Genomic DNA, 15,289 nt, shown 5'->3' on the forward strand with positions numbered 1-15,289 from the left:
TTGCTGAAATACCGTCGTTTAACGGACGAAATGTCCCAAACGAAGGAGTTTGGCAATGACAGTGACCGAGAGCAGTACGAAGACATCCACCCGGGTGCCGACGAACATGCATGCGGCCGTCGTGCACGAGTTCGGCGAGAACCTCACAATCGATGAGGTTCCCGTACCGACACCCGGCCCGGGCCAGGCCCTGGTCAAGCTGATCCGCAGCGGCGTCTGCCACACCGACCTGCACGCCATGGAAGGCGACTGGCCGGTGAAGCCGAGCCCGCCGTTCATTCCAGGCCACGAGGGTGTCGGCGAGATCGTCGCCCTCGGCGCCGACGCCGATGACCTCGCCATCGGCGACCTCGTCGGAAACGCCTGGCTCTGGAGCACCTGCGGAAGCTGCCAATACTGCCGCACCGGCTGGGAAACCCTGTGCGAAGCGCAACAGAACGGCGGGTACAGCGTTGACGGTTCGTTCGGGCAGTACATGCTCGTCGACTCCCGCTTCGCTGTGCGCATTCCGTACGGAGCCGACCCGATCTTCGACATCGTGCTGAAGGGCCTCACCATCCGCGGCTCCATCGTGGGTACCCGTCAGGACATGGAAGAAGCCCTGCCGTTCTACGCTCGCGGCCAGATTCACCCCACGGTCTCCGAGCGTCGCCTCGACGAAGTCAATGAGGTGCTCGACGAGATGAAGCACGGCAACATTGACGGTCGCGTGGTCATCCGCTACTGATATCCGGTGCGGGTGGCGGTATCGTCGAATCCAATATTCGTGCGTGACCGCCCGCACCCCCTTGATAACCAGCCTGTGGAGAACTCATCCAGCCGGGGCCATGTGCGTCATCATGTCGGCATGGCCCTTCGACTGAATCCTCGATACCCCCTGGTGTGGCGCACACCGAATTGCGTACAACTCGGCATCGACCACGCCGTTGTGCGGATCGATGGGCTCACTACCGCCCACGAGGCCGTGCTGTCAGCCCTCGCCGCCGGGGTGCATCGATCAGGTGCGATGCTACTGGGAACGCTGGCTGGAGCATCCGCTGCCGAGGTGACGCATCTGCTCGAACTGCTCGAGCCGGCGCTGCTGTACATATCAGACGATGCGGAACCTCCGGTCACGCCGCTGCCCCGCACCGTGCTCGTTGATGGTATTGGAACGACCGCTTTTCGCGTGCGCACCCTGTTGGCCAACCTCGGAATCGAGGAGCCGCTACCCGGCACTGAACCAGAACTGGCAGTGTTGGTCGGACAGTACGTCTTCTCACCGGAGCGTCACGGGCGCTGGCTACGCCGCGACATTCCCCACCTGCCGGTGGTGTTCAGCGACAGCGCCGCCCGGGTCGGACCGCTGGTTGAACCGGGCTTTGGGCCCTGCCTGACCTGTCTCGAACTCGCGCACGTCGATGACGATCCCGCCTGGCCGGCCATGGCCTGCCAGCTGGCCCCCCGGCAGGCTCCGAGCGAAACACCCCGGCTGAGCTTTGAGGTCGCCGCCCGGGTAGCCGGGCTCGTACAGGATCGCCTCGAGACCGGACGGTCAGCGGTGTTCGCCCGGTCGTTGCGCATTGACGCCATCTCCGGCACCGTTACGCGGAGCGTGCACCGGCTCCACGAGCGATGCGGCTGTCAAGCTCTTGCAGAAAACGAGATCGTTCCCGAGGCGCACGAGCCTGCACTCCGGAGGACGACCAACTCAGCGCGAGCCGCCTACGGGCCCGCGTGATGCCAACGTAGAGCAGTCGGCGCTCCTCGTCTATCTGCTCGAAGGTACTTGCATAGCTGATCGGGACCAGTCCTTCACTCAAGCCGACCACGAACACGACATCCCACTCGAGACCCTTGGCCGAATGCATGGTGGCGAGTGTCACCGCCGAGACGGTCGGTTCGTGCTGGCCGGCCTGGCGTTCCATCAAGTCGTCGGTGAACTGGCGAAAGGTGGTACCGGCGGCGGCCTGGTCGACCAGACCCATCAGGGCATTGAGCGATTCCCACCGACCTTGAACTGCGCCGCGCGTCTCCGGGGCGGTCTGGCTCCAGCCGAGGGACCGCAGCACGTCGCTGACCGACTTGAACAGCGGTTCTCCGATGATCGAAACGGATGCCGCGCGCAGGCTCATCACGGCCTGCTTCACTTCGGGCAGGTCGAAGAACCGTTTGGCGCCGCGAATCTGGTAGCTCACCCCGACCTCGGTCAGCGCTGTTTCAAGCAGTGCCGCCTGCACGTTGACCCGAAACAATACGGCTATGTCTTCGGGTTTGGTACCGGTGCCGATGAGCTGCAGAATCTGCTCCGCGACACCGCGGGCCTCGGCCATATCCGAGGCGTAGCCGCGCACGTTCGGATCGGAGCCGGTCTCGGATTGTGCGGCGTGCAGGGTCAGTGCGCCGGAACGGCCGCGCATGAGCTGGTTCGCGGTAGCAACGATGGGCGCGGTCGACCGGTAGTTCTGCTCGAGCCGCACCACGGTGGCATCCTCGTAGTGTTTGGGAAAGTCGAGCAGGTAGTCGCTGCGGGCACCGGCGAAGGAGTAGATGGTCTGGCTGGCGTCGCCGACGACGCAGAGATCGCGGCGGTCGCCGAGCCACAGCGCGAGCAGGTCGTGCTGCAGTGGCGAGACGTCCTGATATTCGTCGACGACGAAGAACCGGTACTGCTCACGAACCTGCAGTGCCACCGACGGTTCGGCCTCGATCATGCCGGCCATGGCGAGCAGCACGTCTTCAAAGTCGATCTGCTTGCGTTCGTCTTTGAGCTTCTCGTAGGTCTGTTGCAGGGCGACGACCTGGTCGATGTCGAGCCGTCCTGGCAGGCTGCGGCGGGCGATACCGGCCGCGTATTGCTCGATGCTCAGGCCGCTGGTCTTGCGCCACTCCACCTCGGCCGCAAGGTCGCGCAGGGTGGCCGTATCAATTTTGAGGTGCAGGGCCTCGGCGGCGTGCCCGAGGATGCGACCCTTCCCGTCGAGGATGCGCGGTGCCTGCCCGCCGACCACGTGTGGCCAGAAGTAGTTCAGTTGAGATAACGCCGCAGCGTGGAACGTGCGGGCGGCCACTCCCCCGGCACCGAGCTGCCGCAAGCGCCCGCGCAGTTCCGCTGCCGACCGGCTCGTGAACGTGAGCGCCATGACCCGGTTGGGGGCGTATGCGCCGGTCAACACACCCAGGGCGATTCGATGGGTGATGGCGCGGGTCTTGCCGGTGCCGGCGCCGGCGAGCATGCAGACCGGGCCGATCAGCGCTTCGGCGGCAATGCGCTGTTGTTCATCGAGGCCCTTCAGCAGTGAGTCGGCGGTCACTGTCACGGGCGAATCAGTTCCGTCGAGGCCGGCAACGGGGCGCCGAGCCAGCGTTCGATCATGGCGTGCGCTATTGACGAGGGGCCGGGCAGCAGCATCCACTCGCCTGCATCGACCAGCTCTTGCCGGGTGAACCAGCGCAGCGCCAGAATCTCAGCACCGTCGGGCAGCAGATCACGGGCCCGCTGGCCGTCGGCGAGGCGAGCGGTGAACCCGCACATGACCGAGGCCGGGAACGGCCACGGCTGGGAGCCGATGTAGGCCGGATCGGTCACACGCAGGCCGGACTCTTCGAACATTTCGCGAATCACGGCCGCTTCGAGGCTTTCGCCGGGTTCGACGAATCCGGCAAGCAGCGAGTAGCGGTTGTTCTCCCACATAGCGTTGGAGCCGAGCAGGATGCGGTCGTCGGCGTCGGTGATGAGTACGATCACGGCGGGGTCGGTACGGGGGAACACCTGGCTGTTGTCCACCGGGCAGCGACGCACCCAACCGGCCTCCTCGACCACGGTTGCCGCGCCGCAGCGCGGGCAGTGCGCGTGCGAGGCGTGCCAGTTGAGCACACCGAGGGCCTCGGTGAACAGACCGGCGTCACGGTCATTGAGCACGGTTGCGACCATTCGAAGGTTCACCCACCGGCTCTCGTCGGGCTCCAGTCGGGCCGCAGCGTCGTCGTCGAGTTGCGCGGCGACAATGCGGGTGCCGGTCCGCTCGGGCAGGTCGGTCGGCAGGGACCGGCCGAGGTAGACGCGCAAGCCGGGATTCTCTCGACTCATCGCCACGCTCGTCGGAGGCAGCAGGGCGAGGTGTGCGGCGCTGGTCGAGTCGTTTGGTGCGAGCAGTATCTTGCCGTGCCAAACCGGCAGAACGCGGGTGGCGGCATCAGCCCAGAGCTGGTCGAACAGCGCGGGAATCGTGCGGCTCAGGTGGTCGCGGTCGACCGCATGGCGAGACAGCGGCAACCGCGTCGTGAAAGTGAACGACATGGTCAGCTCCGAGCTCTGCGAGAACGTGGGTGTGGAGGCGTGGCGAACAGCCACGCAACCGGAAGTCGATCTAACCTAGTAAGCATGGCCAGAACTCAACTCACTCTAGCCGCGTTAGCCACCTCCGCAGTTCCGGGGCTCGACGTGGCCTACGCCCGCAAGCACAGTGCCGGCGCGCACGGACTGTTCGACTCAGCGCTCGTTATCGACACAGACGGGCGGGCGCTGATTATTCGCGTTCCCACCAGCCAGTCGGCCGAAACCGAACAGTCCGCCGACCTCGTGGCGCTGCGTGCGCTCACCACCGGCAATCGCAGCCGGCTTCCGTTCGACGTGCCCGAATATGTCGGTCAAACGCCGATTCAGGGAACCCGCGCTGTCGTCTACGAGCTGCTGGCCGGTGACAGTTTCGATGCGGATGCCCTCACCGGACACGAGGGCGTCTCGGGGTCAATCGGCCGGGCCATCGCCGCGATCCACTCACTACCGAGCGCTTTCATCGGCACGGCCGGACTTTCCCAGCAGAGCGCCGAACAGTGCCGCAAAGATGCCATCGACCTAATCGACCGGGCCGCCAATACCGGCTACCTGCCCGCCGCACTGCTGCGCCGCTGGGAACAGGCCACCGACGACGATGCCCTGTGGCAGTTCGCGCCGGCGGTGGTGCACGGGTCGATGTCGTCCGATTCCATTTTGATCACCGACGACGCCGTATCGGGCATTCTCGGCTGGTCTGGCCTGGCCGTCGGAGACCCGGCCCGCGACCTCCACTGGTTGCTCGCCGCGCGCGGAGATGCCGCTGAACTGGCCATCACCACGTACTCGACCGCTCGTCAGGGCAGCGACAGCCATATCACCCAGCGTGCCATGCTCTACGCCGAGCTCGAACTGGCCCGCTGGTTGCTGCACGGCGTCAGCAGCCACGACCAGTCCATCGTCGATGACGCCGTCGCGATGCTCGACGGCCTTGTCGACACGGTGCACAGCCATACCCAGCAACCGCTCTCCCCCAAAACCGGCCCGATCATGACCGTTGGTGACGTGGAGAACATGCTCGACCATATGCCGCGCGCCGCCCGCGACTACGATCAGCATGCGGCCATGCACACCGACAGCTACAACTTCTCGGGTATCAGCATGGACTCGGACTCCGATAACAGGTCCACTGACGACCCTGTGTCCGGCGACTCGCGCACCGGGGTCATCGCCCCCGACCAGGCAGCAAGAAGGTCCGCCTCCGAGTAGAGGCGCTCGGGGGCGATGACAGTGTCGTCGGCGACGAAATAGAACACGGCGTCGACAATGCTCGGATCGATTCCCTTCCACCGGGCGTAGGCCAAACGGTAGAGCGCGAGTTGGGTTTGCTTCAGTTCCAGGTCAGCGGCATTCTTGGGAGCCCGCCCGGTTTTCCAGTCGACGACCTGATACCCCGCTTCGGTGCGATAGACGGCGTCGAGCTTGCAGACGAAAACTTGGCCCGCGAGCACGTGGTGAATTTCAATCTCGACGTCGACCGGCGCCCGGTCGGCCCATTCGGACCGTTCAAAGGTGGCCTGCAGAACCGCAAACTGTTCCTGCTCGGGCACGGCGAGGTCATTCAATGCGCCTGTACCGCCGTCGTCGCCCGCACCGTCGTCGCCCGTACCGTCATCGCCGAAGTCCAGTTCGTTCAGCGCGGCATCGACGCGATCGGTGCCGGTCGCGCCGCCGGCACGCCGCTCCACCCAGGAGTGAAACAGGGTGCCGAGCCGTGTGGCGCGGTAGGGGCGCTGCGGCATGGGGCGGCGCAGTTCGGCAGCGACTCCGGCAGGGTCGTCGACGTAGTCTTTGAACCGAGATGCGGGGATACGGGTGGGAACGGGGGTGACAGCCCCGCCGGCCAACCGCAGGGCCCGTTCTTCAAGCAGCAGGGTGACCGCATGGGACCAGCGGGTGGGAGCATCCGCAGTGCTGCTCAAAACGCGGGTCGCGGCGGCTTCGACGAGAGCGCGGCGGGTGCCAAGCGGGTCGAACGGCCACAGTTCCGTGCCGCTGGAGGCGGAACCAGGTTTGTCGGCCTCGGCGCTCGTATCGGGGATGGCCCGGATGAGCCCGGCTTCGACGAGTTCTACCAGGTAGCGGCTGGGCTTTCGAACCGTCAGTCCCGGGCCCCAGAAGGAGCCGGTCAGCAGGAGATCTTGCTTGGCACGGGTGATGGCCACATAGATGAGCCGGCGTTCTTCGTCGTCGTGCCGCGTCGCCAACTGCTCCTTGTAGGTCTGGAAAGCCAGGTCATAATCGAGCTGGGTGTCGTGACCGGCGACTTCGAGCTCGGGCAGCTCGGAGCGATCGCCCCGAAAGCCGTAGGGCAGCTCGCCGAAGCGCAGCCACCCGCTGGAATCGTGAGCTAACGCGGGCAGGCTTTTCTCGGTGAGGTTGGGAATGGCGACAAAATCCCATTCGAGGCCCTTGGCGCCGTGAATCGTCAGCAACTGCACGGTGCCCTGTTCCGACATTTCAGCGCGCGGGCCGAGGTCGTCTTGCAGCTCTGCCCGCTTCAGCCAGCGCAGAAAACTGGCCAGGGTGCCCTGCTCATCGCTGTCGAGGAATGCGGCCACCGTGTCGTGGAAGGAATACAGGTTGGCGAGTCCGAGGTCGTTGTCCTCGTTCGCGGTCAGTTCGATGTCGAGCCGAAATTCCTGTTCGATCAGCCGCACGAAGTCGAGCAGCGGCAGGCTGGCGCGGGAACGCAGCCACGCCAGTTGCCGGCCGGCCGACTGTACGCGGGCGCGCCCCAGCTCGCTGAACTCCGCGAATTGGCCGTGAGAGTCAGGGGCTGTGGCCAGAAAGTCGAGCGCATCAACCAGGGAGCTGCCCTCATCACCGGCCACGGATGCCCGCAGCTTGCCCCGCAGATCGGCCGAAATGACTTTCTGGGCCCAATCATGCCGGGCCAGCCAGCGTGCCACATTGGCGAGAGCCTGCAGGTCGCGTGCGCCGACGCGGTAGCGAGCGCCGCTGAGGAGGCGCACGAGCTCGCTGCCGGCAGCAGGATCGTGCACCACCCGCAGAACGCTTACGACGTCGGCGACCTCCGGTGTGGAAAGCAATCCGCCAAGGCCCAGCACGTGCGCGCGTACGCCATGGGAGCGCAGCACCTCGGCGAAGTAGTCCATCTCCCGGCGCGCCCGAAAAAGCATGGCACCGGTGTGATCACCAACGAGCCGGGCGGCGAACCAGTCGGCTACCGCATCGGCCTCATCGGCAATGGTCTCCGCCATGAGCGCGTCAATGCCACCGGCCCTAGTGCCGGCTGGCACCTTGAGTGTTTCGACCTGGATTCCGCCGGGTTGGGCGCGCAGCGTCTGACTCAGCGGATCGACGACGGCATTCGCAGCGTCGAGAACGAGGGAGGGGTTCCGCCAGGTGAAGGACAGCGACATGGTCGGCGCTGCGGCGGCCGGACTGGCGTCGCCGGTGTTGAAGTCTCGCTCGAAGCCGAGCAAATTTGCCGAGCTGGCGCCGCGCCATCCGTAAATCGACTGGTGCGGGTCACCGACGGCCATTACCGGGTGGTTGTGAAAGAGCGTATGCAACAGCTCGGTCTGCAGTACGGAGGTGTCCTGGTATTCGTCGAGCAGTACGACACGGTACTGCTCGCGATAACGGTCGACGACCGTATCGACTTTCTGGCAGACCTGAAGCGCGAGGGCCACTTGGTCGGAGAATTCGATGAGGCCGAGGCGGCGCTTCTCACTGCTGTACTGCGCAGCGAGTTCGGCGAGCACCGGCAATGGCGCTACTGCGGCCAAGGCATCGATCACCGAGTCATACGGCTTTTTCTTACGCGGGTTACCGTAGGGCAAATCACCCAGGTAAACGAAACTTTCGGCCAGGCCGGCAAGGTCGTGCGGGGTTCCCGGTGCGCCGTCGTGCCAAGGCGGCGGGTTCTCAGCGACGGCACGACTGAGTTGCAGCACGGCGTCGGTGACCTGGTCGACGCTCTTGCCGTAGGGCACCAGGCGACCGTCGCCGTGATCGATGACCACGCGCCGAGCGAGCAGCCAAGCGCTCGTTTCACTGAGCAGGACAGATTCCGGCTCCCGGCCGAGCAGCAGGGCATTGTCGGTGAACAACCGACTGGCAAAAGAGTTGTACGTGGAGACGCTCGGCGTGTTGAAGAGGTCGGAAGACTCAGCCGCCGACCCGGCGCCTGAGCTGGCGTCTGAGTGGGCGATGATCGGCATCAGTCCGGCGGCATCGAGGTCGGCGATGCGCTTATTGATGCGATCGCTCAGCTCGCCGGCGGCCTTGCGGGTGAAGGTGAGGCCGAGAATCTGGTCGGGGCGGGCGTGGCCGTTGGCCAGTAGCCACAGCACCCGGTTGGCCATCGTCTCGGTCTTGCCACTCCCGGCGCCGGCGACCACCAGGGTCGGCCTGAGCGGCGCCTCGATGACCTCCTGCTGCTCATCGGTGGGCGGAGGAAGCCTGAGCTCCGAGGCAATGTCGAGGGCGGAGACCGTGGTGACTGATGTGGTGACCGTTGTCGTGAGACTCATGAGCTGACCTGCTTGATGATGTGGATGCGGCAGGACCCGTGACTTCGCGGGTCGAGGCAGTGCGCGGTTATTTCGGCGATGAAAGTGCTGCCGCCCATGCCTGCCGCGTCGTCGCTTACCCGGGTGCGAAAAGCATCGAGCTGCTCCGGGGTGAAGGTGGGCTGGGTGGGATTGCGGTAGTTCTGTTTGACCGTGCCGGAGGAGATGATGACCAGGCGGGCACCAGCCAGCGCCATGTCGCCGGAAACGCCGTCGATGACGCCCTCCTGAAACGCCAGCTGGTAGGCGCCGAGCTGGGGATGCTCCGCGACGCCTACATCGCTTGTCGCGTCGCCCTTGCCGGTTTTCAGGTCGACGATCACGGCCCGTCCGTCGGCCTGGCGTTCCACGCGGTCGATGGTGCCCGACAGCACTGCGCCGCTCACGTCCAGTTGAAAAGTCCCCTCGGCGCTCAGCAGCTCACCGCCCCCGTTCTCGAAATCGAGCAGGTACGAGGCGAGCCGGTCGGTGAGCGCTCTGGCGGCGACTTTCTGCACGCGTGACTGCCAGTCGGCGTCGAAGTCGAGTTCGTTCCAGCGGGACTCCACGCCCTGCCAGAGCGCCTCTGGCCGACGGTCGACGCAGTCTTCCATGACCTTGTGAATGATCGTGCCGAGGTTGGCGGCGGTATTCGAGCTGCCGCCGCCGACCTGCCCGATCAGCCAGTGCAACGGACAGGTTTCGAAGGCGGCCATTCGCGACGGCGAGACACGCACCGGATCATCACCGGCCGCGGAGTCGTTGAGCGGGCGTACGGTACTCGGGTCGGCCAGGCCGTACCACTGATCCGGTGCGGCGCCGGGCACGTTTTCACTGGCCAGGCGGGACAAAGTGGCCGCGGCATCCGCTGCGCGAGCGGCCGTCTCGGAGTCGATGCGGGCCGGTAAGCGGATCGCCCGGGTCAGGTCACGACGCATCCGCCCGGCCAGGCCGCGCAACGACAGGGGGTAACGGGCAAAATCGTCAACAGCTCGCTCAGGCTCAGGGTCTGGCAGCAGACGAAGAAAGACCGACGGCTCGTTTTCTTCATTGCTCACGGCGGTGACGAGCAGTTCAGTCGTGGCACGACTGACGGCCTGGGCGAACATGCGCAATTCGTCATGGAGAACCGCGGTGCGCGCGTCGGTACCGGCAGCGTCGTGCCCGGTGCCGTCCTGGCCCGTGGCGACCACGGCCAGGTCGCCAGCGCCGAGCAGGGAGCCACGGATGCGCAGGTCGGGCCAGACATTGGCCTGCACGCCGGCCACCACGACAATGTCGAAATCGCGCCCGATGGTGCCGCTTGGGGTAGACACGGTGACGGCCGCGCCCAAAGCACGCGGCGCGAGGGTATCTTCGGGCACATCGGTGTCGACGAGGTGTTCCAGGAAAAGTACCGGCGGGGCCGACGGGGTGCGTTCGACGTAGCGCTGCGCCGCCGAGAACAAGGCGACGACGGCGTCAAGGTTGTGATTAGCTTCGTCGGCGACGATTCCGGTGCCGGTGGACTGCTCTTTCCACTCGCGATCAAGTCCGCTGCGCTGCCAGAGACCCCAGAGCAGTTCCTCGATGGTGGCACCGGCTTCGTATTCGATTTTCGCGTCGCGCAGGCTCGCTCCGCAGCCGGCGGCGCGGCGAGCGGTGCGGTTATCGATGGTGGCGAGCAGGTCGGGGGTCTGCAGTGCGACGACGAGCAGCTCGTCAGCGCTGCGCGGTGTGGGGGTGTCAGTGGCCAGCTCGTGCTGGCGTAACGCAGCACGAAGCCGGCGCAGGGTGATCGGGTCGAGCCCACCGAGCGGGCCGCGCAGCAACTGGATCGCCGCCTCGGGGTCGAGCGGTTTGCGCCCCAGGGTCACCTCGAGCGCCAAAATGAACGCCCTCACCGCGTATTCGTCACGCAGGGCTGTGCTCGCGGTAGAGATCTGCGTCGGTACCTCGAGTGCGGCGAGCCCCTTGGAAATCGACGGCACGAGCGCTCCGGTGCGCACGATCACGGCCATACGCGACCAGGGAATTGCATCGATCACGTGGCGTTCGCGCAGCAGCCGGGCGATCACCGCGAGCTGATCGGCCGGGCTGGTCGCAACCACGGTCTGCACTGAACGCTCAGTCGCTTCTGTCGAATCGTGACCGGCCGCAGCACGCTGGGTGCCAGCCGCGGCGGCACCGATCCGGCCGGTGACCTGCGCAACGACTCGACGGATGTTCGCGCCGTGCCGATACACCGTCTGCAGCACGATCGGCGCGGCCACACGGCCTTCGGGTACGGCCCGGCCCTCGCTGAGATACGAGCCGAGGCGACCGAGGGCATCCGGATGCGCACCGTGAAACGAGCCGGTGCTGATGTCGGGGTCTCCGACGGCGATGATCGCCACCCCGCGCGTCTGAAACTGGGCCAACAGCGTGATCGTGGCCTGCGTGACTTCCTGGGCATCGTCAAGCACTATCAGGCGCAGGTGGGCGAGGGAGCCGAGCGTTGCAACGCCGGCCGGTCCGGACTGGGCGCCCGCGACGACAGCGGCAGCATAGCGAGCCAGCTCGGTCGAGTCGTATTGGCCGGGGCGGGCCTGGTCTTTGGCCTCTTCATAACCGCGAATGAACTCGGCCGCCGCCACCCACTCCGCACGTCCGAGTGCGAAACCCTCGAGCTGCCCCGGCGAGACACCGTATTCGACCGCGCGCATCATGAGATCGCGAAGTTCGGTGCGAAAGCCCCGCAAGCGGCGCACATCGGGACCGAGGGTAGTCGGCCAGGCCGGGCCGGTCTCATCGTCAATGTGGCCCTGCAACAGCTCGGCAATGATCTGGTCTTGCTCACCACCGGTGAGCAGCGTGGGAGTCGGACCGCCCGCCTGCGCGACGGCCGAACGCACAATCTGGAAGGCCACCGAGTTGGCGCTGCGAGCCAGCGGGCCGTTCGTCGGCACGCCAAGGCGCAGCGCGAGCCGGTCGCGCAGCTCCGTGGCTCCGGCGCGGGTCGGTACCAGTACCAATACCTCGCTCGGAGAATACCCCCGGTTGAGTACCCTGTCGGCGACGAGTTCGACGAGCGTGGTCGTCTTGCCCGAGCCGGGCGCGCCGATCACCGCAGCACTGACCCCGTCGGGGAGGTCGAGAACGGCCGTCTGGGCGGAATCAAGGGTGTGGTTTGTCACATTTCAACGGTAACGGGTTGCGCCGACAGTGAACTCTGTCCGGGCGGTGGCGCGTTCTGTCGTACTCTGGGCGCAAGGCTACGAAAGGCAGTTCTATGGACATTCGCATTGGTATTTTCAACTCCCCCCGGGAGATCGGTTTCGAGACATCGCAGCCAGCGACCGAGATTGAGGAGACCGTTGCGGCGGCTCTTTCCGGTCAGACCGGCTATCTGAAGCTCAGCGACAGCAAGGGTCGCGTCTATATCGTTCCGACCGTCGGCCTGGCCTACGTCGAACTCGGCAGCGAAGAATCGCGTCGCGTCGGTTTCGTCGCCTAAAGCGCCATGGAACTCCTGTTCGTCGCACTGTTCGGAGCTCTCATCGGTCTCGGCGCGCGGTACTTTCTGCCCGGTCGGTCGACGCAGGGTTCGGTGCTGGTTCCAGCGATCGGAACGGCTGCGGCATCTACTGTCTGGGTCGCGCTGACCTGGCTCGGCTGGAACTGGGCCGGTGGCTGGATCTGGTGGATATCCCTTGGCGCCGCCGCCGTGTCATCCGTCGTGTTGAATCTGGTGATCAGTCGGCGACGCATTCACGCCGACCATCGGCTGCTGCAACGCCTCGCCAACACCGGGTCCGCTGCCACCGCGTAATTTTGTCGCGCCTCCTCTGGTCATTTGGCACACCTTGAAGTACGAGGGGACATGATGATTGGTCGTACGGAGGTATCGAAAAAACTGGTTGGCCGCCTACTCAAGCGACTGACCGATACCCCAGGTGTCAGGCCGTCAGGCCGAGGCCGTCCATGCGGCGGGTGTGCGCGGCAATGAGTTCGGTGAAGACCGGTTCGATTCGCGCCTCGGCGCCAGGGCCAGCGGCCGAGTCGGTGCCTGGGTCCGTTGCCGGCATCGCCGAGCGAGCCACAAGCAGGGTATCGCCGACGAGCCGACGGCCCCACATAGCCAGCCGGGAGCCGAGCTCAACGTCGTTTTCAATGGCGGTCTGCAGTTCGTGCACGAGCACGTCGGTGCCGGAATTTTCGCCAAGGAGCTGCGCCACCCTCGGTCCGATATCGCGCGGCAGGCCGTCCGACAGCCGGATGAAGAAGTCCTCGAGGAGGCCGCCCGCGAGATAGCAGCTCAGGAGCAGTTCATGCCAGTCGGCGCCGCTGGTGTTGCGACGAAACTCGTCGAGACTCGCGACAAACGGGGCCATCTCGGTGGCCGGATCGTGCCCGCGGCGTCGAATCTCGGTGACCAGACCGTGATGCTTGCTCAAGGTTCGACCTGCGGCGGCGCTGAGGCCTTCCTTCACGGCAAGATTCGGCGCGGTGGCCACGGCGCGGGCCAGACTCTCGAACTCTCCGAGCTCGCAATAGGCGGCTTGTCCGAGAAAATGCTGCACGCCGGGGGCCAGCGAACTGATGTCCACTTTTTCGGTCGGCTGGAGCGCCCCGCGGGCGGAAAGCCGCGGGGCTTCATTGCGCTGCGGGCGCCGACCGAACCACGTGACCACTGGCTCAGCTTAGGACAGCGCGCCTGTGGCCGCGGTACAGACGGGGCAGTAAGCTGGAATTACGTCGTCGACAAGGATCGACGGCCGCTGCCCGAGACGCAAAAACGGGCGCACTTCGCTTCCAGTTAATGACAGGCAAACATTCGTGACTTTCTCCGAACTTAATATTGACCAGGACATGGTCGACTCCCTTGCCGCCAAGGGCATCCTCGAACCGTTCCCCATCCAGACCCAGACCATTCCGCTCGCGCTTGCCGGCCAGGACATCATCGGCCAGGCCAAGACCGGCACCGGCAAAACCTTCGGCTTCGGCCTTCCGGTCATTCAGCGCCTCGGCCTCGATCCCGAGTCCGGCGTGCAGGCCCTCATCGTCGTTCCGACACGTGAACTATGCGTGCAGGTCTCGGAAGATCTCGAGCTCGCCGCAGCCGGCCGCAACACCAAGATCGTCTCCATTTATGGCGGCAAGGCCTATGAAGGTCAGATCGAACAGCTCAAGGCCGGCGCACAGATCGTGGTCGGAACCCCCGGCCGCCTGCTCGACCTGGCCAGCCAGCGCCTGCTCACTCTCGCCAACGTGCGCGAAATGGTGCTCGACGAAGCCGACAAGATGCTCGACCTCGGTTTTCTCTCCGACATCGAGAAGCTGTTCGCCCAGACCCCGTCGACCCGCCACACCATGCTGTTCTCGGCGACAATGCCCGGTCCGATCGTGGCCCTGGCCCGGCGCTTCATGAACCGCCCGATTCACATTCGCGCGACCGACCCCGATGAGGGCCTGATGCAGACCAACATCGAGCACCTCGTCTACCGTGCGCACAACATGGACAAGGACGAGGTCATCGGCCGCATCCTCATGGCGGAGGGCCGCGGCAAGACCATCATCTTCACCCGCACCAAGCGCGCCGCCGCGAAGCTCGTTGAAGAACTCGGCGACCGCGGCTTCAACGCCACGGCCGTGCACGGCGACCTGAACCAGGAACAGCGCGAACGCGCCATGGCCAGCTTTAAAAGCGGCAAGAAAGAGATCCTGATCGCAACGGATGTCGCTGCTCGCGGCATCGACGTTGAAGACGTCACGCACGTCATCAACCACACCATTCCCGAAGACGAGAAGGCGTACCTGCACCGCGTGGGTCGCACCGGCCGCGCCGGTAAAACCGGTATCGCGGTGACCTTCGTCGACTGGGATGACCTGCACAAGTGGTCCCTCATCAACAAGGCACTGGACTTCGGCCAGCCGGAACCGATGGAAACCTACTCGTCGTCGCCGCACCTCTATACCGACCTCAATATTCCGGCCGGATCCAAAGGACGCCTGCGCGCGACTCCGGTGAAGGACGTCGCTGCTGGCGATGCTCGCACCGGCGGCGCCGGTCGCTCCGGAGGTGCCCGCTCCGGAGCCGGCAGCCGATCAGACACTGGTCGCTCCGGTGCGGTACGCGGCCGCTCTGCAGGCGGTCGCTCTGAAGGGGCTCGCTCCGAAGGTGCTCATAGCGACCGGCGTGGCGATTCACCGCGTGGCTCCGACCGGCCGGCAACGAGCCCGGTACGCGACGGTGGGGACGACACGGGTCGACCGACGCGGTCACGTACCCGCGTAGGTTCCAGTACCAACCCCGACGCCCCGGCCGCAACCCCAGCAGCCGGCACACACGACGGAGGCGGAACCGAGCATCACGACGGCAACAACGCACCGCTGCGCCGCAGCCGCACGCGTCGTCGCTCGCCGCGGACCGGCAGCGCCATCTAGTCCCTGATCAGCTCTGTCAACGCCCGGCATGCGGGCTGCCACCGTTTCG

At 65.6% G+C, this 15,289-nt stretch carries 9 protein-coding genes and 1 pseudogene; 5 read left to right on the top strand and 5 right to left on the bottom strand.

Features of this window, described 5'->3' with window-relative positions; all coding sequences use genetic code 11:
• The first annotated feature begins 106 nt into the window (after positions 1–106).
• Positions 107–727 carry an alcohol dehydrogenase catalytic domain-containing protein gene (locus tag CXY74_RS14610; RefSeq protein ID WP_104201174.1) on the top strand — a complete coding sequence of 207 codons (621 nt, stop codon included), beginning with the start codon at positions 107–109 and terminating at the stop codon, positions 725–727.
• A gap of 856 nt (positions 728–1,583) precedes the next feature.
• Here the strand turns inward: CXY74_RS14610 and CXY74_RS14615 are convergent.
• A complete protein-coding gene (locus CXY74_RS14615) occupies positions 1,584–3,293 on the bottom strand; it encodes an ATP-dependent helicase (RefSeq protein ID WP_104201079.1) in 1,710 nt (569 codons plus the stop codon).
• Between the two features lie 2 nt (positions 3,294–3,295).
• Complete coding sequence (nudC, locus tag CXY74_RS14620; RefSeq protein ID WP_104201080.1) at positions 3,296–4,279, bottom strand: NAD(+) diphosphatase; 984 nt, start codon at positions 4,277–4,279, stop codon at positions 3,296–3,298.
• A gap of 84 nt (positions 4,280–4,363) precedes the next feature.
• Between nudC and CXY74_RS18455 the strand changes: the two genes are divergently transcribed.
• A complete protein-coding gene (locus CXY74_RS18455) occupies positions 4,364–5,524 on the top strand; it encodes a phosphotransferase (protein ID WP_104201081.1) in 1,161 nt (386 codons plus the stop codon).
• A gap of 11 nt (positions 5,525–5,535) precedes the next feature.
• On the opposite strand, the pseudogene CXY74_RS14630 reads toward CXY74_RS18455, so the two are convergent.
• Positions 5,536–8,817 (bottom strand): annotated as a pseudogene (locus CXY74_RS14630) (UvrD-helicase domain-containing protein); the annotation flags it as partial.
• A complete protein-coding gene (locus CXY74_RS14635) occupies positions 8,814–11,990 on the bottom strand; it encodes an ATP-dependent DNA helicase (RefSeq protein ID WP_104201083.1) in 3,177 nt (1,058 codons plus the stop codon). The pseudogene CXY74_RS14630 and the gene CXY74_RS14635, both read right to left, overlap by 4 nt.
• Positions 11,991–12,085: 95 nt before the next feature.
• Between CXY74_RS14635 and CXY74_RS14640 the strand changes: the two genes are divergently transcribed.
• Both CXY74_RS14640 and CXY74_RS14645 read left to right on the top strand, forming a co-directional pair.
• On the top strand, positions 12,086–12,310 hold the full coding sequence (locus CXY74_RS14640; protein WP_092108379.1) for a DUF3107 domain-containing protein: 225 nt from the start codon (positions 12,086–12,088) through the stop codon (positions 12,308–12,310).
• 6 nt (positions 12,311–12,316) lie between these two features.
• Positions 12,317–12,625 carry a hypothetical protein gene (locus tag CXY74_RS14645; RefSeq protein WP_104201084.1) on the top strand — a complete coding sequence of 103 codons (309 nt, stop codon included), beginning with the start codon at positions 12,317–12,319 and terminating at the stop codon, positions 12,623–12,625.
• 127 nt (positions 12,626–12,752) lie between these two features.
• On the opposite strand, the gene CXY74_RS14650 is transcribed toward CXY74_RS14645, so the two are convergent.
• A complete protein-coding gene (locus CXY74_RS14650) occupies positions 12,753–13,487 on the bottom strand; it encodes a ferritin-like fold-containing protein (protein ID WP_104201085.1) in 735 nt (244 codons plus the stop codon).
• Between the two features lie 145 nt (positions 13,488–13,632).
• On the opposite strand from CXY74_RS14650, the gene CXY74_RS14655 reads away from it, so the two are divergent.
• On the top strand, positions 13,633–15,240 hold the full coding sequence (locus CXY74_RS14655) for a DEAD/DEAH box helicase (protein ID WP_104201086.1): 1,608 nt from the start codon (positions 13,633–13,635) through the stop codon (positions 15,238–15,240).
• The last annotated feature ends 49 nt before the right edge of the window (positions 15,241–15,289 follow it).

Origin of the sequence: Cryobacterium sp. Y29 (assembly GCF_002929825.1) — a bacterium.
Taxonomy (GTDB): Bacteria; Actinomycetota; Actinomycetes; order Actinomycetales; family Microbacteriaceae; genus Cryobacterium.